Here is a 19,899-nt window from a genome sequence, read left to right on the forward strand (position 1 = left end):
GGCTCAGGCTCGCTTCTGTTGGGCATAGCCCTTGAGCACTTCCTCGCGCAGCACGCCCCAGATGGCGGCGTGCAGCTCGACGAAACGCGGGTCGATGCGCACTTCGGCCACGTCGCGCGGACGCGGCAGATCGATTGCAAATTCTCCGATGGGATGGGTGCCCGGACCCGCCGACAGCACGATCACGCGGTCGCTCATCGCGATGGCTTCGTCCAGGTCGTGGGTGATGAAGAGCACGGCCTTGCGCTTGGCCATCCACAGGTCCAGGACCTCGTTCTCCATGAGCTGGCGCGTCTGGATGTCCAGCGCGGAGAACGGCTCGTCCATCAGGATGATGTCGGGATCGCGAATCAGCGTCTGCGCCAGCATGGCGCGCTTGCGCATGCCGCCCGACATCTGGTGCGGATAGCGGCCCTCGAAGCCGCCCAGCCCGACGCGGCGCATCCATTCGCGCCCGCGGTCCAGCGCCTCGGCGCGCGGCACGTTGGCGAACTCCAGGCCGGCGATGACGTTGTCCAGCGCGCTGCGCCAGGGCAGCAGCGCCTCGCCCTGGAACATGTAGCCCGCGCGTTCGTTGATGCCGGCCAGGGGCTGGCCGAAAACCTTCACCTGCCCCGAGGACGGCGCCAGGAGACCGGCGCTGACGTTGAGCAACGTGGACTTGCCGCAACCGGTCGGGCCCACCACCGACACGAACTCCCCTGGCGCGATGGCCAGGGTCGTGTCGCTGACGGCGGTGTAGCGCTGCGAACGGTCATCACGCGAGACAAAGGTGCAACTTATGTTTTCCAGCGACAGTGCAGCTTCAGCCATTGGCGTACTTCTCGTTGGCGCGGCGCGCAAAATCGTTGGTCCACACCTTCGAGGCGTCGACCTTCGAGGCGTTGAATTCAGCCTGGTACGCAGCCAGCGCCTTGAGTGCGGTCGCGGCGCCGTCTTCGGGGATCATGCCGTCGGGCGACAGGCCTTCCATGCTCTTGGCAAGCGCCGCCTTGTAAACCGCCGGGTCGCCCAGCAGGTAGGCTTCCGGGACGACCTTGGCGATTTCTTCGGGGCCGGCCTTCTGGATCCACTTGTCCGCGCGCACGATGGCGTTGGTCAGCGCCTGCGTGGTGTTGGGGTTGGCGTCGATGAAGGCCTGCGGCGCATACAGGCTGCCCGCCGGCATGTTGCCGCCGAAGATGTCCTGCGTGTCCTTGAGCGTGCGGGTGTCGACGATGATCTGGATCTCGCCGGGCATCTCCAGCATCGAGACCACCGGGTCGGTGTTGGAAATGGCGTCGATCTGGCCGCTGCGCAGCGCGGTGACCGCGCCGGCGCCGGCGCCCACGCCAATGAACGAAACGTCGGAAGCCTTCAGGCCATGCTTGGCCAGGAAGAAGCTGACCACCATGTTGGTGGACGAACCCGGCGCGGTCACGCCGATCTTCTTGCCCTTCAGGTCGGCCGCGCTCTTGTAGCCGGGCAGGTTCTTCTTGGAGACGCCCACGCCGATCATCGGCGCGCGGCCCTGCAGCACGAAGGCGCGATAGGCCTGGCCCTTGGAATGCATGGACAGCGTGTGCTCGAACGCGCCGGACACCACGTCCGCGCTGCCGCCCACGACCGCCTGCAAGGCCTTGGAACCGCCGGCGAAGTCGGCGATGCTGACGTCCAGCCCTTCGTCCTTGAAGTAGCCGCGCACTTCCGCGATAGTGAGCGGAAGGTAATAGATCAGCGGCTTGCCGCCGACGGCGATCTGGACTTTGGTCTTTTCGAGCTTCTGCGCGCGCACGATGGCGGGGGCCATGCCCATGACGCCGGCAGCGCCGGCCATCTTGAGCAGTTCACGGCGGGTGACTGTCATTGGTTTGTCTCCTGGTTGTCGGGTTTGCCGATAGCGCCGGTCTTCGCCAGCTCGTCGATAGCCGCTGAATCATACCCCAGCGATTTCAGGACTTCCTCGGTATGTTCCCCTAATTTCGGGCCCACCCAGCGTGTCTGGCCGGGCGTTTCGGACAGCTTGGGCACCACGGCGGGCAGTTTGACGGGGCTGCCGTCGGCAAGGCGGTGCTGCTCGATCATGCGGCGCGCAAGGAACTGCGGATCGCTGAACATGTCGGCCACGCTGTAGATCTTGCCCACCGGCACGTCGGCGCGCTTGAGCGCGTCCAGCGCCGCATCGATGCCGCGCCCGTCGCACCATTGCTGGATGGCGCCGTCGATCTCGTCGACGCGCCGCGCACGGCCGTCGTTGCGCACCAGCTCCGGGTCCTCGGCAAGATCGTCGCGGCCGATCGCCCGCATCAGGCGATGGAAGATCGCGTCGCCGTTGCCCGCGATGACGATGTTCTGTCCGTCACGGGTGGTGTAGGTATTGGAGGGCACGATGCCGGGCAGCGCGCCGCCCGTGCGTTCGCGCACCACGCCGGCCACGTCGTATTCGGGGACCAGGCTTTCCATCATGTTGAACACGGCTTCGTACAGCGCCACGTCCACCATCTGCCCCTGCCCCGCCTGGCAGTCGTCGCCCGTCTTGCCGTTCCAGCGGCCGCCGGTGGCATCGCGATGGCGCAGCGCCATCATCGCGCCGATCACGCCATGCAGGGCCGCGATGGAATCGCCGATGGAAATGCCGACACGCAGCGGCGGTCGGTCCGGGTGGCCGGACACATAGCGCAGGCCGCCCATCGATTCGCCGATGGCGCCAAAGCCTGGCTGGTCTTTCATGGGGCCCGTCTGTCCATAGCCGGACAGGCGCACCATGATGAGGGCGGGGTTGATGGCGCGCAGCTGTTCGTAGCCCAGGCCCCACTTCTCCAGCACGCCGGGCCGGTAGTTTTCGACCACCACGTCGGCGTCCAGCGCCAGCTTGCGGGCGATCTCCTGGGCGCGCGGGTCTTTCAGGTTGAGCGCGATGGATTGCTTGTTGCGGGCCTGCACCGTCCACCACAGGGAATTGCCCTCGTGCAGATGGCGCCAGCTGCGGATGGGGTCGCCGCCGCCCGTGCCGTCGGGGCCGTGCGGGGTTTCCACCTTGATGACGTCGGCGCCGAATTCGCCGAAGATGCGCGCGGCGAATGGGCCGGCGATGAGCGTGCCGAGTTCCAGGACCTTCAGTCCGGTCAGCGCTGACATGGCTTGTCTTCCTCACATTTCTGGCCCTGGCGATACGTAGCCGCAGGGCGTTCTGATACCGCGAGCGTCAGGTGGTCTTGCGCTCCATCAGGGCCCAGGCGATGGTGCCCGCGTCGACGTATTCCAGTTCGCTGCCGGCGGGCACGCCACGCGCCAGGCGCGTGACCCGCAGGCCGCGCTCGCCCAGCGCTTCGCCCAGGAAATGGGCCGTGGTCTCACCTTCCGCGGTGAAGTTCGTGGCAAGGATGACCTCCTGCACCACACCGTCGGTCGCGCGCTTGATCACGCGATCGAAATCCAGTTCGCGCGGACCGATGCCTTCCAGCGGCGCCACCCGGCCCATCAGCACGTAGTACAGGCCGCGGTAGCCGTGGCTGGACTCGATCATGTTCTGGTCGGCTGGCGTTTCCACGATGCACAGCAGCGTGGGATCGCGCTTGGCGTTGGAACAGGTGGCGCAGACCTCGTCTTCCGAGAAGCTGTTGCAGCGCGCGCAGTGCTTGAGGTCCCGCACCGCGCCCGCGAGCGCCCGCCCCAGCATGTCCGCGCCTTGCGGGTCATGCTGCAACAGGTGATAGGCCATGCGTCTGGCCGAGCGCACGCCCACGCCAGGCAGCCGCCGCAGCGCTTCGATCAGCGTGACGAGCGGCTCGGGTTCAGGCAGCAAAGGATCCATCTCAGCCTACGGCAGCGGCAATCAGAAGGGCAGCTTCATGCCCGGGGGCAGCGGCATGCCGGCGGTCACCGAGGCCATCTTTTCCTGGGACGTGGCTTCGGCCTTGCGCAGCGCGTCGTTGAACGCGGCGGCGACCAGGTCTTCCAGCATGTCCTTGTCGTCGGCCAGCAGCGACGGGTCGATCTCGACGCGCTTGACGTCGTGACGGCAGCTCATGGTGACCTTCACCAGGCCGCCGCCCGAGGCGCCTTCCACCTGGATGTCGGCCAGCGCGTCCTGCGCCTTCTTCATGTTTTCCTGCATCTGCTGCGCTTGGCGCATCAGGCCGGCGAGTTGTCCTTTCATCATGATGGGAGCTTCCTTGAACGAGGGGAATGAGGGGGGGCCGCCGCCCCCTAGGCGGCGGCCGGGGAATCTACGTGGCGGATCGAGCCGGGCACGACATGACCGCCGAAATCCGCCAACAGCGCCTGCACGAAGGGATCTTCGGCCACGGCGTTCTCGGCGGCCAACTGGCGCGCCGCGGTCTCGGCCTTGGCCACGGCATGGGCCGTGGCGTCGCCGGTGACGCCGACCTGCACGTCCAGCCGTATGCCTTGCCCGAAATGTTCGCACAGGACGGTTTGCAGGCGCACGCGGCTTTCGCTTTCGGCCAGGGTCTTGACCGCCACGCGCAGCACGATCGCATCGCCCTGCACACCGGCCCATTCGCTCTGGCGCGCCAGTTCGGCGGCCAGGCCGGTCACGGGGAGGCGGGCGGCCAGCTCGGGCCATGACGCCGAATCCATGTCGGACAGGCGGGCGCGCGACGCGCGCTTGCGGCCAGGCGCCGGGCCTGCACGCTTGGGGGCAGGCGCCACCGGCGCCGTCGAGGGCGTGGTGGCCAGCGTTTCGAAATCGTCGTCCGGATCGGAGGTGAAGCCGCCGTCGGGCACGAACCCGCCTTCGGCTTCAAAGGGTATTTCTTCGTCGACCCAGGCCGGCGGACCGTCGGCGTCGTCCATGGCCGGCGACGCCGCGATGGCTGCCGCGGCGGGCGTCACCGCCAGCGCGGCCGAGCCCTGTGCCTTGGCAGCCGCGGCGCCGGTGGGCGCATCGGAAGCGTCAGCGGGCAAGTCTTCCCATGGGGGAACGCCGTGGCTGCCAGCCGGTTGCGGGCTGGGCGCGGGGGTGGCCGGGGGTTGCGCCTGCGGGACGCCGGCAGGATCGGCCGGTGCACGGGACGCGAGGCTGGCGGCCGCCGGGTCGGGCGCAACGCTGGCAGCGGCCGGGGCGTTGGCGACCTGGGGATCGGCTGCAAGAGTGGCGGACGCGGGGGCGACGGGCGCGGTTGTGGGTTCGGCTGCGGGTGCGGCGGCAGCTGTGGCTGCGGGTGTAGTTGTGGCTGCCGGTGTTTCTGCGGCTGCGGCTGCGGGCACCACGGGAGCGGACGTGGCCGCATCGGCTCGGGCGTCATGCGCTGCCCCGCCCTCGCTGGGCGCAGCCGCATCGCCTGCTGCAGCCTGGTTGGCCGCCGCATTGCCCGAGGCGGCATGGCTTGGGGCGCCATTGCCCGTGGACGCGTGGGAGGACGGCGCGGCGATTGCCGGGGCGCGCGTTGCCGTATCCGCGTCAGCTCCCGCCGCAGCCCCCGCCGCAGCGTTGGCGTGCGAGGCGGCGGCCACCGCCGGTTCGGCCGCGGCCTGGCGGGCGGGCGCGGCAGGCGCTTCCAGCGCGGTTTGCGGCCCGGCATCGCCGTTGAGCGACAGCATGCGCAGGCACGCCATGATGAAGCCCGCGTACTCATCCGGCGCCAGGGTCAATTCGCCGCGGCTATGCACCGCGACGGAGTAGAACAGTTGCACGGCGTCTGGATGCAGCGCCTGCGCGAGACGCGCGATGTCGGCCGCCAGCGGGTCTTCGGCCGCCGTGACGCCGGTCACGCGCTGCTCGATGGCCACGCGCGACAGCAGCACGGCCAGATCCGCCAGCGCGCCGGCATAGGACAACCCGCGGATCGCGAGCTCGTCGGCCACGGCCAGCACGCCCTTGGCGTCGCCCGTTGACAGGGCGTCCAGCAGGCGGACGAGATGGCGCTGGTCGATGGTGCCGAGCATGCCGCGCACGGCGTCCTCGGTCAGGTTGCCCGCGCTGTAGGCGATGGCCTGGTCGGTGAGCGACAAGGCGTCGCGCATCGAACCCGACGCGGCCTGGCCGATCAGGCGCAGGGCCGGCACTTCAAAACCGACCTCTTCCTGGCCCAGCACGGCCTGCAGGTGGCCGACGATGGAGTCGGCCGGCATCTGCTTCAGGTTGAATTGCAGGCAGCGCGACAGGACCGTCACCGGGATCTTCTGCGGGTCGGTGGTGGCCAGGATGAATTTGACGTGCGGCGGCGGCTCTTCCAGCGTCTTGAGCATGGCGTTGAACGCATGCCCGGTCAGCATGTGGACTTCGTCGATCATGTAGACCTTGAAGCGCCCCGCGCCCGGCGCGTAGACCGCCTGCTCCAGGAGCTGGGTCATCTCTTCGACCCCGCGGTTGGACGCGGCGTCCAGCTCGAGGTAGTCGACAAAGCGCCCGGCATCGATTTCGGTGCAGGCGCGGCAGACGCCGCAAGGCTTGGAGGTGATGCCGGTTTCGCAGTTGAGCGATTTGGCCAGGATGCGCGAGAGCGTGGTCTTGCCTACGCCCCGGGTGCCGGTGAACAACCAGGCGTGATGCAGGCGTTGCGTGTCGAGCGCATGGGTGAGCGCGCGCACCACGTGATCCTGTCCCACCAGGGTATCGAACGATCGCGGCCGCCACTTGCGGGCCAATACCAGATAAGTCATGGCTGGATTGTAGAGCCTGATTGTTGAACCCGTTGATCGAGCGGGCTGGAATGCAAAGGGGACGGGCTTATTCCCGTGGATTGAATCCTTGGAAAATAACCCCGTCCCCTTTGAAAGCGATGTAGCAAACGCTACCTGCCTTGAAGAATCCGGTTGGCGAGCCTTACTCCGGCACTGACCCTAAACGACTATGGCTGCTTCGTTCCCGACCTGACCAGGTTCACCGTCGAACCATGCGAAGGGGCCCGCCAGTCGAGATTCTAGCAGAGCTGCGCTTCGCGCGCTCGCTCGAATCTCGACTGGCGGGCCCCGAGGGGCAGTATGTGGGCCCCCTCCCCGGCCCTCCCCCCGAGGGGGAGGGGGTGGGGGCTTCGCTTCGCTGGCCCGTTTGGCTCGCTTCGCTTTGCCTGGCTTTCGGGAGGGCGGCTTAGTGCGGGGGGGTGGCTTATTTCGCTGGGCTTGTTTCGCTTGGCTTAATTCGCTTGGGTTGCTTCACTCATTAGGGCAGATCTATCCATGCTTTTGCGCGGGGGAAGTACAGGGCGGCGCGGGCGCGGCGGCCGTCCAGGGCGGAGACTTGGGTGCAGTAGCGTTGCAGCTGTTCGCCGTGGCGTTGGCGCATGCGGGTGGCGAAGGCGTCGGGGGATTCGCCGGGATGGGGGCGGCCGGTTTTGTAGTCGACGATCAGCCAGCCGTCTTCGGTGCTGAGGGCGAGGTCGATGACCGAGACCTTGCCTGCGGCGTCGATGAGGGGCCATTCACGGCGGGCGCCGGATTGGGATAGGAGCCACAGGCCGCGCTCGTCGGCGAGCGTGGCTTGCAGGGTGTCGAGGACGGCTTCGGCGGCTGCGTCTGCCTGGCTGGCGGGGATGCCTGCGCGGGTGAGCTGGCGGCGCATGGCGGGCAGGCGCGGGGCCAGGGCCTCGGCGGGCCATGCCTGGATGCCGTCCTGGCCGATGCGGGCGAGCCAGGCGTGGGCCAGTGTGCCGATGGCGGCGTCGTAGCCCGCTTCGAGTTGCCAGGCGGGATGTTCAGCGGCTTCGCCCCAGGCGCCGCGGGCTGCGGTGGCGAAGCCCGCGCTCATGGTGACCTGGGATTGGCGCTGCAGGTGCGCCAGGCCGGCGCTGTCGATGCGCCGCAGGGGCTCGCCTTGCCATTCGGGGGCATCGTCCTGCGCCTGCGCGGTGTCTTCGTTCAAAGACGGCGGCACGGGCGGCGTCAGGCAGGGCCAGAGGCGGCCGAGCAGGCTGGCGGCGGGGGGCGTCTTGGCCTGGCCGGTGGCGTCGTCGATCGACACGTGGCCCACCAGATGCAGCCGTTTGCGCGCGCGCGTGGCGGCCACGTAGAGCAGGCGGTCGATTTCGTAGGAAGCGCGGCGGGCTTCGCGGGCGCCCAGGTAGCGCGAGACCGGGTCGGCTTCGGTTTCGGCGCGCGGCTTGACGGGACCAAACAGGACGCGGCCGCCGCTTTGTTCAAAGCGCACCAGCGGCGCCTGGTCGCCGCGGGGAGCGCGGTGCAGGCCGTAGAGGATCACGGTTTCGAACTGCAAGCCCTTGGACTTGTGCATGGTCATGATTTCGACCGCGCCTTCATCCTCGTCGGCGGCGTCCGGCGCGGCGAAGAGGCGCGCGATCCCGGCGTCCAGCGCGGATACGTCGATGTTGCCGTGCGGCGCCAGGCGCTCGACGAGCTGGAACAGGCTTTCCGCGTCATTGGCGACCGACAGTCCCGCATACAGGCCGGGTCCGCCCAAACGGCGCCACAGCGACTCGACCCACGCGGCGAACGGGATCGCGCCTGATGCGTTGCGCTTGTCGAGCAGGACTGCCGCCACCTGGCGCAGGCGGGCGAATTCGTCGGCGCTGAGCAAAGCCTGGGCCGACGGCGCGTCGGGCTCTGCGGCGGGCGCGTCGAACAGCGACCCCTGCGGCGCCGCGGCCGACGCACCTGTCTCCAGGACAGGCTGCGGCGTCATGCGTAGCGCGCGTTCCAGCAGGACCGGCACCGGCGTGACGTGGTCGTCGCCGAACAGGCGTTGCAGCGATGTCAGCGTCAAGCCGCAATACGGCGCGCGCAGCACGGACAGCCACGCCAGCCGGTCGGCCGGATGCGACAGGGCGCGCACGAGCTGCACCAGGTCGGCCACCACCGGGCGCAGGGCCAGCGGCACCAGATCCACCGCGCGGCATCGGATGCCTTCCTGTGCCAGTCGGCGGGTCAGATTGCCCAGGTGGCTGCGCGCGCGCACCAGGATCGCCACCGGATGCTTGGCGCCCTTGTGCTCGATCAGGGCCTGGCGCACCAGGCCCACCGCGATATCCTCGGCCTGCGCTTCGGCGGGTGCCGCGCCCTCTCGCGACCAGGCCGGATGAAAGCGCACGGCGGGATCGGGCAAGGCCGGATGGAAGGCGGTGGACGGGCTGTAGGCGATGGCGCCTGCCGCGGCGTCGCTGCGTTGGGGCAGCAGCGACACGAACGACTTGTTCACCCAATCCACGATGCCGGCCTGGGAGCGGAAGTTGTCCGTCAGGTTCAGGAAGTCGGGCTTGACCTCGCCGACGCCCAGGTCCGCCACCTCCAGGAAGAGGCCCACCTCCGCCTTGCGGAAGCGGTAGATCGATTGCATGGGATCGCCCACCAGGAACAGGCTGCGGCCGTCGCCGGACTGCCAGCCCGAGGTCAGCGTGCGCAGCAGGTCGAGCTGCGTCTGGCTGGTGTCCTGGAACTCGTCGATGAGCAGATGCCGGATCGAGGCGTCCAGCTTGAGCAGCAGTTCGCCAGGATCGTCGGCGCTGCCCAACGCGGCGGCGGCGCGCTGGGCGATTTCGATGAAGTCGACTTCTCCCTGGTCGGCGAACCGCAGCCGCAATTGCGCCACGGCGAGCGCCAGCGTCATGAGCTGGGCGCCCAGCACTTCCCATTGCGCATCCGTGAAATGCGGCGCCGGGATATCGCGCACGGCATGCAGGCGTCTTACCCACGCGGCCTGCGCGTCCGCTCCTTCCAGCCATGCCACGAACGGTTCCTTGTGCGCGCACTTGGGCGGAAATCCCAGGTTCTTGGTGACGGTCTTGCGCAAAGACCCCGTGCTGGTCAGCAGCAGATGCGCGACCGCGCGCCACGCGTCCAGCAGTTCGGCGTCGGGCTGCAGGTCTTCGGTCCAGTCCAGCAACGCCGCAAGCTTGTTGTCCCCCTCGCCGTCCTGCAGGTGGGCGGCGGCCAGGCGCGCCGGGCCGCAAAGCGCCTCGGACCAGCCGTAGGGCATGGCCGCGCACAGCGCGTCGAGGTCTTCGCCGATGGCTTCGGCCAGCGTGGCCTCCAGGGCCTCGCGATCGGAGCCGTGCCGCAGCAGCGGCAGCCACTGGTCGCGCTGCCCCAGCATGTCGGCGATCGCGTCTTTTGCCGCCTGCACGTCGACATCCAGGTGCCTGAGCAGGACGCGCACGGCCTCGTATTCATCGGCCAGATCCAGCGTGGCGCGGGCGGCGGCCTCGTAGTGGGTACGCGCGTCGTCGGTGATGTCGGGCATGCCGCCCAGTTCGGACAGCCACGGCATGCTGCGCACCAACCCCGCGCAGAACGAGTCGATGGTGCGGATGGCCAGGCGCGCGGGATGCTCGAGCAGATGCCAGCCCAATTCGGCGTTGCGCGCCAGCGCCGCGCGGGCCAGGTCCCAGCTCCGGCGTTCGTGCGCGGCCTCGGGCGGTGCGTCCAGCCCGCGCCGCAACTTGCTGAGCACGCGCGCGTGCATCTCGGACGCCGCCTTGCGCGTGAACGTGATGGCGACGATTTCCTCGGGACGGTTGACGGTGGCGAGTAGCGCCAGGATGCGATCGGTCAGCAGCTCGGTCTTGCCCGACCCCGCGGGGGCCTGGACCAGGAAGGAGCGCGTCGGGTCCAGCGCCGCCGCACGCGCGGCATGATCCTGAGGCTCTCGGTCGGCCTGCTGCGGGCGAACTATTTCGGCCATGGCTTATGCGTCCTCGTCGTCAAGATGCAAACGCAGGAACGGCAATGCATCGCAGTATTTCAGGTCGTCACGCCGGTAGGCCATGTTGGCCGCATACCCCGCGACATATTCATCGGCCAGCCCCTCGATCGCGGCGCGCCAGCGCTGGCGGATCTCGGGCCATGTCAGGCCGTCGAAGTATTTGCTTTCACTGGCCAGCGTGACGCCCGGAATGCCCAGGTCTTCGTCGGCCAGCCCCTGCGCGGCGACCTGGCGTGCGTGGATCTGCGCCAGCACCAGGCCCGCCGCTTCGCCGCCCGCGGCATCGGCCAGCACGGACGCGTAGAACGGCAACTGCACATTTACGGGACGGTTGCGCGACCAGTCCGGCTCCGGCTTGGCCGCGGCCACGCCGGTCTTGTAGTCGACGATGACGTTGCGGCCGTCGGGCAGGGTGTCGATGCGGTCCAGCCGCAGCTTCAGGTTGAGCGCGCCGCGCTGCCACTGGTGATTCTTTTCGACCTGCGCCACGGCGAACGGCAGGCGCTGCGCCTCGAGGTCCAGCCAGGACGCCAGCACGCCCTGCGCGCGCTGGCATTCCAGGGCCCGCAGCGCAGGCGCGTACTCCTTGAGTTCTTCATCGGCAGCCTGCGCCACGGCCTGTTCCAGCAGCGCGGGCAACCGGCCGCAGGCAAGCTGTTCATGCAGCGATTCCTGGTCGGGCATCATGCCCCACACGATTTCCAGCGCCTTGTGCAGGAATTGGCCCCGCACGTTCACGGTGGCCGCATCGGCATAGGGGGCGAGTTCGCGGCCGCCCAGGCGGTGGCGCACAAAGGCCCACAGCGGATTGCGCGCCTGCGTGTCCAGCACGTCCAGACCGCCGCCGCCGCGGCTTCCGGCAGCCAGGGGCGGACCTTGCGCGTCGTCCAGCGATTCCTGAGGCAAGGCCGGCTGTGCCGGGGCCTGGGCGGGCGCCCAGTCGGTCAGGTCCAGGGCTGCGATCAGGGGCGACGGGCGCAACTCCCGCTCGCCGTCCATGTGCGCGTGGCTGACGATGATCTGCGGCGCGCAGCGGCACAGCGCCGCGTACATGCCTTCGGCCCATTCGCGCTCGCGCTCGGGCGTGGCGCGCGGCGCCCTGGCCTGGCGCAGCACAGCCAGCGGCAATAGCGGATTGGGCTTGGGCGAGGCAGGCAGCACGTCGTCGGTCAGCCCGAGCAGCCAGAGGCCGTCCCAGGCGCCTCCCTCCGCTTCCAGCAAGCCCAGCACGTCCAGCCGCGCCAGCGGATCGCGCTGCGGCTGGAACGACGAGGAACGCGCCACGCTTTCCAGCAGGTTCACCGCCGCCACGCCGCCCAGGCGGCCAGCGGCCGGCGCCAGCGCCGAAAAACTTCCCAGCGCATCGCCCAGGGCCCCCATGACCTGATAGCCCACGCTATCGAGCGCCGCTTCGCCGGGAAAGCCCAGGGCGGTCAACGCGGCTTTCATGCGCAGCATCCAGACGTCGCACGTGGCCTGGCGGCCGCCCCGCGTCCAGATTTCCATCGCCTGGTCCCACGCCTGCGCCAGTGCGGGAAGGTCTGCCAGCAGCCTGCGCCATTCCTGCTGCCCGACATGCAATTGGCCCTGGCGACGCCAACGTGCGTCAAGCGACGCGATGCGCGCGCGATCGCGCACGTCGCCGGCGCAGTGGCCCGCGAGCAGCGCGGCGCCCAGCACGTCGACGCCGCAGCCCTTGCCGGGCGCGCATTCGGCCAGCGCGCGCAGCCAGGCCAGCGCGGCACGCGCCATGGGCCATTCGTCGAGCGGTCGGCCAACCGCGACGTTGAAGGCAAAGGCAGGCGCGCCATCGCGGCCGGCCAACGCCTGCCCCAGCACCCGCCGCGCAAACGGCGATTCCGCTTCCAGTTGCGGCGAGACGATGGCATAGCGGCCGGTGGGATTGGACTTCAATTGCCGGGCCGCCCAGTCGGCGGCGGCGCGCCATTCGGCCCCCTGGTCGGCGGCCTCGAATCGCCGGGGCAAGGCCTGCACGCGCAGGGCGTCACGCCATTGCGCGACATCCGTGCCCTGTGCCTGGAAGGCGTGCAGCAGACGTTCGAAACGCGGCGAGATGTCCGTGAATCCGGCAAGCACCAATTGCGCGGGGGTGGCCAAGCGGCCTTCCTCGAGCGCGCGCAACACGCGTGCGTAGCCCTGGTTGGCGTCCTCGGCGTCGATACCCGCAAGCGTGCGGCGATAGCGTTCGCGCCACCGCGCGAATCCGCGGTATTCGTCGGTGTCGGCGCCGGACGGCACCTGCAGGGCCCATTCGTCCATCAACAGATCGGCGTCCATGGACAGCCGCGCGGCCTGGCTGGCGTCCAGCAGGACGCGTTCGGCTTCTTCGAGGCGGATCGCTTCCGTCCAGACGAGCTGCGTGGCGAAACTGTCCAGCCGGTAAGCCGGCACGCCTTCGTCGGCCTCGAATGCGAGTTCGTTGGCGGACTCGGCCAGCCAGGCGGACAGCGGCAGGATGCGCGGCAGTTCGCTGACCTGGCGCTCCTGCCGCAGCAGCCCGGCCAGTTCAAGCGTGAGCCGGCGCGACAGGCGGTTGTTCACCGTCAGCACGAGCGTGCCGGCGGCGGGCAGGCTGGCGATCTCGGGCAGCGAAAGATCGGAATAGGAAGGCGATGCGTCCTGCATGGGCACCCACGGGGGCAGCGGTCGGCTGCGCGAATTTAGGGATAAAAAAGGCGGAGAAAATCTCCGCCGTAGGATACCGCGAGCCGGACCGCGAATGCGGTGCGTGCGCGCCTATTTGCCACTCAGGGCAAAAGGCGCAATGACATACTTCTGGCCGTGCCGCTCGCAGTCGTCAACCAACTGATGCCAGGCCCGAACACGGGTCACCCGCGCTCCGCCCAGGCCGGGATCCTCGCCGTCGGCGGGGATATCGGCCAAACGCACGCCATCGGTAGTATCCATCAGACTGGCCTCTCGAATTTCCCGGTCCAGGCTGCCGTCCCACTGAACCAGGCTGCCCTCTTCCAGCCAATACAGCCACACCTGCGTATTGCCGTCCCGCCACTTATATCCGACGAGACAAAAATGGTTGGTGCCATCCTGCTTCTTGAAGTACGCCACCCGGTTCTTGATCGCCCTCTCGGGCTGGTGGTAATACGGGTTTGCCGACACCAGAAAGCGCTCGTCCGGAGGCGTGCGGAACGGCTCGTCAGGGAAGCCGTTCGCACGAGCAAACATAGGAAACGCAAGAAAGAGAACCGCGAGCCATGCCTTCATGCGAGTCGCCTTCTTGATTTTCAAAACGTCGACTCGAGAGAAGGCTTCCGCCCGACCCAGGATCATGACCGCATCCGTCATTGTGGTTACCACCAGGCTGGCAACCTCGCTGGGCTTATTCGAAACATAAGCCTCCGCTTTCCCCTGTTTACTTGCGAGACTTGCACCGCGATATAGGGCGCGTCTGAAATCCCGGTTAAAAGCCGCAGAGCGCGGCCAGGTTTTCCCAGTGAATCTGCATCTCAGGCGTCGTATAGCCCCAGAATGCCAGGCCCAGCACCGCCGCCAGCGCAACCACGCCGAAGGCGCGCCAGCCCTTGCGGCGAGGAGCTTCAGGATGCGGGCGGTGGGTCATGGCGGGGCTCCGGTTTGCCGTGATCAAGCCGTGGCCGGTTGCGCCGGCGTCACCGGTTGTTCGCGCACGGGCAGGCACAACAGTGCGGCGATGACGGCGAGCGCCACGCCCAGCCACCAGACCAGATCGTAGCTGCCGGTCTTGGCGTAGGCATAGCCGCCCAGCCATACGCCGATGAAACTGCCGAGCTGGTGGCCCAGGAACACGATGCCGGACAGCGTGGCCGCATAGCGCAGGCCGTAGATCTGGCCGATCAACCCCTGCGTCAACGGCACCGTGCCCAGCCAGAACAATCCCATCCACGCTGCAAAGGCGTACAGCACCCAGGGCGACAGCGGCATCCAGAGCAGCAGCAGGATGCCGAACGCGCGCATGAAGTACACCACCGCCAACAGGCGCTTCTTGCTGTACTTGCCGCCCAGCTTGCCCGCGTAGAAGGAACCCAGCACGTTGAAGAGGCCGATGAGCGCGATGGCCGTGGCGCCCTGCCCTGCCGTCAGCCCACCGTCGGTCACATAGGCCGGCAGGTGCAAGGTGATGAACGCGGTATGAAAGCCGCAGACGAAATAGCTCCAGAACAGGAAGTGGAACGAAGGATGGCGCACGGCCTGCTTGATCGCGGTCGAGAGCGACTGCTGCGGGCCCGCATGGACCTGCGGCCGGCCGCGCAGGTAATACGCCAGCGGCGCGGCGCAGGCCACGAACATCGACAGCACCCACAGCGCGCCCGTCCAGTCCAGGCCGCTGATCAGCAACTGGCCCGTTGGCACGACGGCAAACTGGCCCAGCGAGCCGCCCGCGCTGGCGATGCCCATCGCCGTGCTGCGGTAGGCCGGCGGCACGGAACGCGCGACGACGGGCAGGATCACGGGGAAGGTGGTGCCCGCCTGTCCCAACCCGACCAGCACGCCCGCGGTCAGGTACAGCGTGGCTTCGTCGGTAGCGAAGCGCGTGCCGATCAGTCCCAGCATGTACAGCAGCGCGCCCAGCGCAATGGTGCGGCCCGAACCGTAGCGATCGGCCAGCATGCCCATGAAAATGCAGGCCAGCCCCCACACCAGGTTCTGCAGGGCAAACGCCATGGAAAACACTTCGCGGCTCCAGCCATGCGCCAGGCCCATGGGCTGCATGAACAGGCCGAAAGTGGCGCGCACGCCCATGGCAAGCAGCACGACCAGGGTGCCCAAGGCAATGGTGCGTGCGGAAATCGTATCGGTTTGGCTAGACATGAAACCCGTGTCTGGTTGTTTTTGGGGGTTGCGTCCCCTCCTCGGGACGGCCCGGCGCGACGGCGGACGCAACCATCATATACAAAGTCGTCGCGCGGACCGGCGAATAACCCGGTTGGCGCAACGCCCTTCGCGCCTCCCGCCCCAAATCGGACCAAACGCTGCACCGTCGGATTTGGGGCTTGCACCGGCTGCTGATAGACTTGCGTCCTGCTTCGAAGCCCGCGACCGCAGTGCTACACTTTTCGCTCCCGCGATTCGCAGCAATATCAAGGCCTTATGCGCGGACGCGCCCTGTCGGGGCGCGCCGTTGCCCGCCAAGTGCGGCGGGCTCGCCTTGCACATCACTCCAGCTCGCCGTAGTTAAATGGATATAACCGGCCCCTCCTAAGGGTCAATTGGTGGTTCGATTCCACCCGGCGAGGCCAGTCCGGCCTCGGCCTGCGCGCCGTTCTCCCCCCGCAAGTTCCGCTCGTTCAGCCAGATGAGGGTTAATCCGGGCTACGCTCTTGCGCGCCGCACGGTTAGCGTTGCGACTTCCGATATGTGACTAATTGCTGCCACGGTCGGTCCCCAAGGACATTTTTTTGGGTAACCGTCGTAAATCGCCTTGCGCGACTCTTGAAATTACTGTTTAAATTCGACGCGTAAGCCCATAATTCATCTGGACTTTTCCTGATCCGACGAAACCGCCGGCTTAAGAAATATTTGTTCACAGACCGACAAGCCTGCTCAACCATGGCCTTTTCCTGGACACGTGCAATAGCAAGAGCCCTGGCGCCTGCCGCGCTGGCGGTGTGCGCGCTCCTGCCCCCCACGGCGCAAGCCGCCAAGAATTCCGACCCTTGCAAGACCAACGCCAAGTCGTCGGCCTGCAAGGCGCAACAAGCAAAGAAAGCCCCGGCGCCCAAGGCGGGCTCGGGCAAGAGCGCAGCGGCCAAGCAGGCCGCGCCCTCCGCCAAGAAGTCGCCGCCCAAGTCCTCGTCGGCCAAGAAATCCCCGCCCAAGCGCGGCAGCCAGGTTGCCGCCAAAGGCTCGCCCTCCAAGAAGGCAGGCGCGTCGGGCAAGAATGGCAAGGGCGGCAAGGCCGACAAGGCCGCGCGCGGCCGTCGGGTCGCCGCAGCGGCCGCCGCCAGCGCCGCCATGCCGCCGCCCGCCGCCTCGGCCCGCGCCGAAGCCGCCGCGCTGCGGTCGAGCACCGCTTACGTGCAGGACCTCGAAACATCCACGGTCATCTTCGCCAAGAACGAAAACGTCGTGCGCCCCATCGCGTCCATCTCGAAGCTGATGACCGCCGTGGTCGTCGTGGACGCCAACCTGCCGATGGACGAGATGCTCGAGATCACCGACGAAGACGTCGACGAACTCAAGCACACGACGTCGCGGTTGCGCGTGGGCACCAAGCTGTCGCGCGGCGACATGCTGCATCTGGCGCTGATGTCTTCCGAGAACCGCGCCGCCAATGCGCTGGGACGCAACTATCCGGGCGGCTTGCCCGCTTTTGTGGCTGCCATGAACGCCAAGGCGCAGTCGCTGGGCATGACCAGCACGCGCTTCATCGAGCCCACCGGCCTGTCCAGCAACAACGTGTCATCGCCGCATGACCTGGCGCGCCTGCTGCGCGCCGCGTCGCAGCGTCCGCTGATCCACCGCTACTCCACGGACACGGAATACGAGGTCGAGATCAACAACCGCACGCAGACGTTCCGCAACACCAATCTGCTGGTGCGCAAGCCCGACTGGGACATCAAGGTGTCCAAGACCGGCTACATCAATGAAGCGGGCGAGTGCCTGGTGATGCTGGCGCGCATCAATGGCCGCGATCTGGCCATCGTGCTGCTGGATTCGCAGGGCAAGCTGTCGCGCATCGGCGATGCCGTGCGCATCCGCCGCATCGTGCAAAGCGAAGTGGCCATGGCGTCGACGGGCGCGGGCGGCTGACGCCGGAATAAACACCCCGCAGTACCAGGTGAAGGGCCCGATCGCATCGGGCCTTTTTTCTTGCTTGGACGCAGCCGGGCCGATCAGGCCGCGCGGCGCTTTGCCGGGACCGGTTGCGCGTCGCACAGCGACGGGGGCAACCCGTCAAGGACGGCTTGCGGGTTGAGCGAGCGGATGGGCACGCTGGCGTCCAGCGGGATCCGGCCCTCGGCCTGCAGCAACTGATAGCGCAGGCAGCACACGCGCAGGAAGGACGTGAAGTTGGCGGCCTCGCCGCGGTACGCCACCAGCTCGTCGTACAGCCGTTCGATCAGCTGCGTGACGCGCATGCCATCGCGGCCGGCGAGTTCTTCCAGCACCTGCCAGAACAGGTTTTCGAGCCTCAGGCTGGTCGCCACGCCATGCAGGCGCAGGGATCGGGTTTCGCAGGCGTAGGAATGTTCGCTGGCGCGGATGAATATTTCACACATGGAAAGCTCCTGGGCATGGGCGACACGCCCGCCCGGCCGGCGCGCCTGAGACCGACTGTACGACGACAGGCGCGCCGCGGGCAATATGGCCCCGACGCGCGCGCCGGTGCGCGGCGTCCCTGAAAGCAGTCGGATTCCCATAGACCCTATCCAACGCCGGTTGATATAAATCATGGTCTGGAACGCCGTCGCGTTCGAGCATAGTGAAACTGATCAGACTTCGGAGGTAGTAATGGAAAAGACCATGAAGGCCGCAGTGGCTCGCGCGTTCGGCAAACCCCTGGCAATCGAAGAAGTCGCGGTACCGCGCCCGGGTCCGGGCGAGCTCCTGGTAAAGATCGAAGCGTGCGGCGTCTGCCACACGGACTTGCACGCGGTCGAGGGCGACTGGCCCGTCAAACCCAATCCCCCCTTCATTCCCGGTCACGAGGGCGTCGGTCACGTGGTGGCGGTGGGCTCCGGCGTGACGCACGTCAAGGAAGGCGACCGTGTCGGCATTCCCTGGCTGTACTCGGCCTGCGGACACTGCGAGCACTGCCTGGGCGGTTGGGAAACGCTATGCGAGCAGCAGCAGAACACGGGTTACTCGGTCAACGGCGGTTTCGCCGAATACGCGCTGGCGGCTGCCGACTACGTGGGCCTGTTGCCCAAGAATGTCGGCTTCATCGACGTGGCTCCCGTGCTGTGCGCGGGCGTCACGGTCTACAAGGGCCTGAAGATGACGGACACCCGGCCCGGCAACTGGGTCGTCATTTCCGGCATCGGCGGGCTGGGCCACATGGCGGTGCAGTACGCCAAGGCCATGGGCCTGAACGTGGCCGCCGTGGATATCGACGACGCCAAGCTCGACTTTGCGCGCCGGCTGGGCGCGGAAGTCACCGTCAACGCCTTGAACACCGATCCGGCCGCCTACCTGAAGCGCGAAATCGGCGGTGCGCATGGCGCGCTGATCACCGCGGTATCGCCCAAGGCCTTCGAGCAGGCGCTTGGCATGGTGCGCCGGGGCGGCACGATTTCGCTGAACGGGCTGCCGCCCGGCGACTTCCCGCTGTCGATCTTCGACATGGTGCTCAATGGCGTGACCGTGCGCGGCTCCATCGTGGGTTCGCGGCTGGATTTGCAGGAGTCCCTGCAGTTCGCCGAAGAAGGCAAGGTCCACGCCACCGTCGCCACGGAAACGCTGGAAAACATCAACAGCGTGTTCGACCGCATGAAGAAGGGCCAGATCGAAGGCCGCATCGTGCTGGACTTCGCCTGAACCGGCCGCGCAGGGCAAGGCGCCCTGAATAAGACGGACGCCCTAAGACGGACGCCCGGCGCGGCGCTTGCCGCCCCGGGTATTTCCCCGGGGCATCTGTCACGCCGATCATCGTCCGGCGAACCGCCTTACCGAACCGCCTTACGTCAGAGCGTGATCTTCGTGCCCAGCACCGCCAGGAACTGCGCCATCCAGGCGGGGTGGGCCGGCCAGGCGGGCGCCGACACCAGGTTGCCGTCCGTGTAGGCCTGGTCGACCGCGATTTCGGCATAGGTGCCGCCCGCCAGCCGCACTTCCGGCGCGCAGGCGGGATAGGCCGAGCACGTGCGGCCTTTCAGCACGCCCGCCGCGGCCAGGATCTGCGCACCGTGGCAGACCGCGGCGATGGGCTTGTTGGCCTTGTCGAACTCACGCACGATATCCAGCACTTTTTCGTTCAGCCGCAGGTATTCGGGCGCGCGTCCGCCCGGGATCACCAGGCCGTCATAGGACGCGGGTTCGACGCGGTCGAAGTCGTAATTCAGCGTGAAATTGTGGCCGCGCTTTTCCGTGTAGGTCTGCGCGCCCTCGAAATCATGGATCGACGTGGCCACCGTGTCCCCGGCCTTCTTGTCCGGGCATACCGCATGCACCGTGTGCCCCACCGTCAGCAGCGTCTGGAACGGCACCATGGTTTCGTAGTCTTCGGCGTAGTCGCCTACCAGCATCAGCAGTCGTTTGCTCATGATTGTCTCCTTGGAATGGGGGTGGAGTCCGGTTGCTTGCCCGCGGTCGGGCTCCGGTTCTTGGTGTTCTTGTCCCATTGT

At 67.7% G+C, this 19,899-nt stretch carries 15 protein-coding genes, 1 tRNA gene and 1 other RNA gene; 3 read left to right on the forward strand and 14 right to left on the reverse strand.

Features of this window, described 5'->3' with window-relative positions:
• Positions 1–3: 3 nt before the first annotated feature.
• The 12 genes from BXA00_RS02405 to BXA00_RS02455 all read right to left on the reverse strand — a co-directional run bounded on the left by BXA00_RS02405 (position 4) and on the right by BXA00_RS02455 (position 15,424).
• Positions 4–813: an ABC transporter ATP-binding protein gene (locus tag BXA00_RS02405; RefSeq protein ID WP_076515882.1), complete on the reverse strand. Its 810-nt coding sequence runs from the start codon at positions 811–813 to the stop codon at positions 4–6.
• The gene (locus tag BXA00_RS02410) at positions 806–1,846 is read right to left on the reverse strand and encodes an ABC transporter substrate-binding protein (protein ID WP_076515884.1); all 1,041 of its coding nucleotides are present in this window, start codon (positions 1,844–1,846) and stop codon (positions 806–808) included. The genes BXA00_RS02405 and BXA00_RS02410 overlap by 8 nt, the downstream gene beginning before the upstream one ends.
• On the reverse strand, positions 1,843–3,117 hold the full coding sequence (locus tag BXA00_RS02415) for a CaiB/BaiF CoA-transferase family protein (protein ID WP_076515886.1): 1,275 nt from the start codon (positions 3,115–3,117) through the stop codon (positions 1,843–1,845). The genes BXA00_RS02410 and BXA00_RS02415 overlap by 4 nt, the downstream gene beginning before the upstream one ends.
• A 67-nt stretch (positions 3,118–3,184) precedes the next feature.
• Positions 3,185–3,793 carry a recombination mediator RecR gene (recR, locus tag BXA00_RS02420; RefSeq protein WP_076515888.1) on the reverse strand — a complete coding sequence of 203 codons (609 nt, stop codon included), beginning with the start codon at positions 3,791–3,793 and terminating at the stop codon, positions 3,185–3,187.
• A gap of 21 nt (positions 3,794–3,814) precedes the next feature.
• Positions 3,815–4,141: a YbaB/EbfC family nucleoid-associated protein gene (locus tag BXA00_RS02425; protein ID WP_076515890.1), complete on the reverse strand. Its 327-nt coding sequence runs from the start codon at positions 4,139–4,141 to the stop codon at positions 3,815–3,817.
• A 47-nt stretch (positions 4,142–4,188) separates the two neighbouring features.
• The gene (gene dnaX, locus BXA00_RS02430) at positions 4,189–6,606 is read right to left on the reverse strand and encodes a DNA polymerase III subunit gamma/tau (protein WP_076515892.1); all 2,418 of its coding nucleotides are present in this window, start codon (positions 6,604–6,606) and stop codon (positions 4,189–4,191) included.
• A gap of 152 nt (positions 6,607–6,758) precedes the next feature.
• An RNA gene (gene ffs / locus BXA00_RS02435) (signal recognition particle sRNA small type) lies at positions 6,759–6,856 on the reverse strand.
• A 249-nt stretch (positions 6,857–7,105) separates the two neighbouring features.
• Positions 7,106–10,576 (reverse strand): exodeoxyribonuclease V subunit beta, encoded by a 3,471-nt coding sequence (locus BXA00_RS02440; protein WP_076515894.1) that lies wholly within the window; start codon positions 10,574–10,576, stop codon positions 7,106–7,108.
• 3 nt (positions 10,577–10,579) lie between these two features.
• Positions 10,580–13,243, reverse strand: coding sequence for a PD-(D/E)XK nuclease family protein (locus BXA00_RS02445; RefSeq protein ID WP_076515896.1), 2,664 nt, complete (start codon positions 13,241–13,243; stop codon positions 10,580–10,582).
• A gap of 111 nt (positions 13,244–13,354) precedes the next feature.
• Entirely contained in the window at positions 13,355–13,921 is a 567-nt protein-coding gene (locus tag BXA00_RS02450; RefSeq protein ID WP_231952194.1) for a hypothetical protein, read from the reverse strand.
• Positions 13,922–14,036: 115 nt separating this feature from the next.
• Entirely contained in the window at positions 14,037–14,195 is a 159-nt protein-coding gene (locus BXA00_RS29030) for a hypothetical protein (RefSeq protein WP_172805845.1), read from the reverse strand.
• A gap of 23 nt (positions 14,196–14,218) precedes the next feature.
• Entirely contained in the window at positions 14,219–15,424 is a 1,206-nt protein-coding gene (locus BXA00_RS02455) for an MFS transporter (protein ID WP_076515898.1), read from the reverse strand.
• Positions 15,425–15,777: 353 nt separating this feature from the next.
• Here BXA00_RS02455 and BXA00_RS02460 point away from each other — a divergent pair.
• Together BXA00_RS02460 and pbpG are read left to right on the forward strand one after the other, a co-directional pair.
• Positions 15,778–15,852 (forward strand) — tRNA-Arg (locus BXA00_RS02460).
• A gap of 310 nt (positions 15,853–16,162) precedes the next feature.
• Positions 16,163–17,365, forward strand: a complete 1,203-nt coding sequence (pbpG, locus tag BXA00_RS02465) for a D-alanyl-D-alanine endopeptidase (RefSeq protein WP_076515900.1) — start codon at positions 16,163–16,165, stop codon at positions 17,363–17,365.
• Positions 17,366–17,448: 83 nt separating this feature from the next.
• Here the strand turns inward: pbpG and BXA00_RS02470 are convergent, their stop codons facing one another.
• Positions 17,449–17,835 (reverse strand): ribbon-helix-helix domain-containing protein, encoded by a 387-nt coding sequence (locus BXA00_RS02470; RefSeq protein ID WP_076515902.1) that lies wholly within the window; start codon positions 17,833–17,835, stop codon positions 17,449–17,451.
• A gap of 232 nt (positions 17,836–18,067) precedes the next feature.
• Here BXA00_RS02470 and adhP point away from each other — a divergent pair, with 232 nt between their 5' ends.
• Positions 18,068–19,093: an alcohol dehydrogenase AdhP gene (gene adhP / locus BXA00_RS02475; RefSeq protein WP_076515904.1), complete on the forward strand. Its 1,026-nt coding sequence runs from the start codon at positions 18,068–18,070 to the stop codon at positions 19,091–19,093.
• Positions 19,094–19,239: 146 nt separating this feature from the next.
• Here the strand turns inward: adhP and BXA00_RS02480 are convergent, their stop codons facing one another.
• The gene (locus BXA00_RS02480) at positions 19,240–19,818 is read right to left on the reverse strand and encodes a DJ-1/PfpI family protein (protein ID WP_076515906.1); all 579 of its coding nucleotides are present in this window, start codon (positions 19,816–19,818) and stop codon (positions 19,240–19,242) included.
• Between the last annotated feature and the right edge of the window lie 81 nt (positions 19,819–19,899).

Source organism: Achromobacter sp. MFA1 R4, assembly GCF_900156745.1.
Classification (GTDB): domain Bacteria; phylum Pseudomonadota; class Gammaproteobacteria; order Burkholderiales; family Burkholderiaceae_B; genus Achromobacter.

Coding starts and splice junctions, on each gene's coding strand:
- BXA00_RS02405 (WP_076515882.1), bottom strand. CDS start 813: ATGGCTGAAGCTGCACTGTCGCTGGAAAACATAAGTTGCACCTTTGTC.
- BXA00_RS02410 (WP_076515884.1), bottom strand. CDS start 1,846: ATGACAGTCACCCGCCGTGAACTGCTCAAGATGGCCGGCGCTGCCGGC.
- BXA00_RS02415 (WP_076515886.1), bottom strand. CDS start 3,117: ATGTCAGCGCTGACCGGACTGAAGGTCCTGGAACTCGGCACGCTCATC.
- recR (WP_076515888.1), bottom strand. CDS start 3,793: ATGGATCCTTTGCTGCCTGAACCCGAGCCGCTCGTCACGCTGATCGAA.
- BXA00_RS02425 (WP_076515890.1), bottom strand. CDS start 4,141: ATGATGAAAGGACAACTCGCCGGCCTGATGCGCCAAGCGCAGCAGATG.
- dnaX (WP_076515892.1), bottom strand. CDS start 6,606: ATGACTTATCTGGTATTGGCCCGCAAGTGGCGGCCGCGATCGTTCGAT.
- BXA00_RS02440 (WP_076515894.1), bottom strand. CDS start 10,576: ATGGCCGAAATAGTTCGCCCGCAGCAGGCCGACCGAGAGCCTCAGGAT.
- BXA00_RS02445 (WP_076515896.1), bottom strand. CDS start 13,243: ATGCAGGACGCATCGCCTTCCTATTCCGATCTTTCGCTGCCCGAGATC.
- BXA00_RS02450 (WP_231952194.1), bottom strand. CDS start 13,921: ATGACGGATGCGGTCATGATCCTGGGTCGGGCGGAAGCCTTCTCTCGA.
- BXA00_RS29030 (WP_172805845.1), bottom strand. CDS start 14,195: ATGACCCACCGCCCGCATCCTGAAGCTCCTCGCCGCAAGGGCTGGCGC.
- BXA00_RS02455 (WP_076515898.1), bottom strand. CDS start 15,424: ATGTCTAGCCAAACCGATACGATTTCCGCACGCACCATTGCCTTGGGC.
- pbpG (WP_076515900.1), top strand. CDS start 16,163: ATGGCCTTTTCCTGGACACGTGCAATAGCAAGAGCCCTGGCGCCTGCC.
- BXA00_RS02470 (WP_076515902.1), bottom strand. CDS start 17,835: ATGTGTGAAATATTCATCCGCGCCAGCGAACATTCCTACGCCTGCGAA.
- adhP (WP_076515904.1), top strand. CDS start 18,068: ATGGAAAAGACCATGAAGGCCGCAGTGGCTCGCGCGTTCGGCAAACCC.
- BXA00_RS02480 (WP_076515906.1), bottom strand. CDS start 19,818: ATGAGCAAACGACTGCTGATGCTGGTAGGCGACTACGCCGAAGACTAC.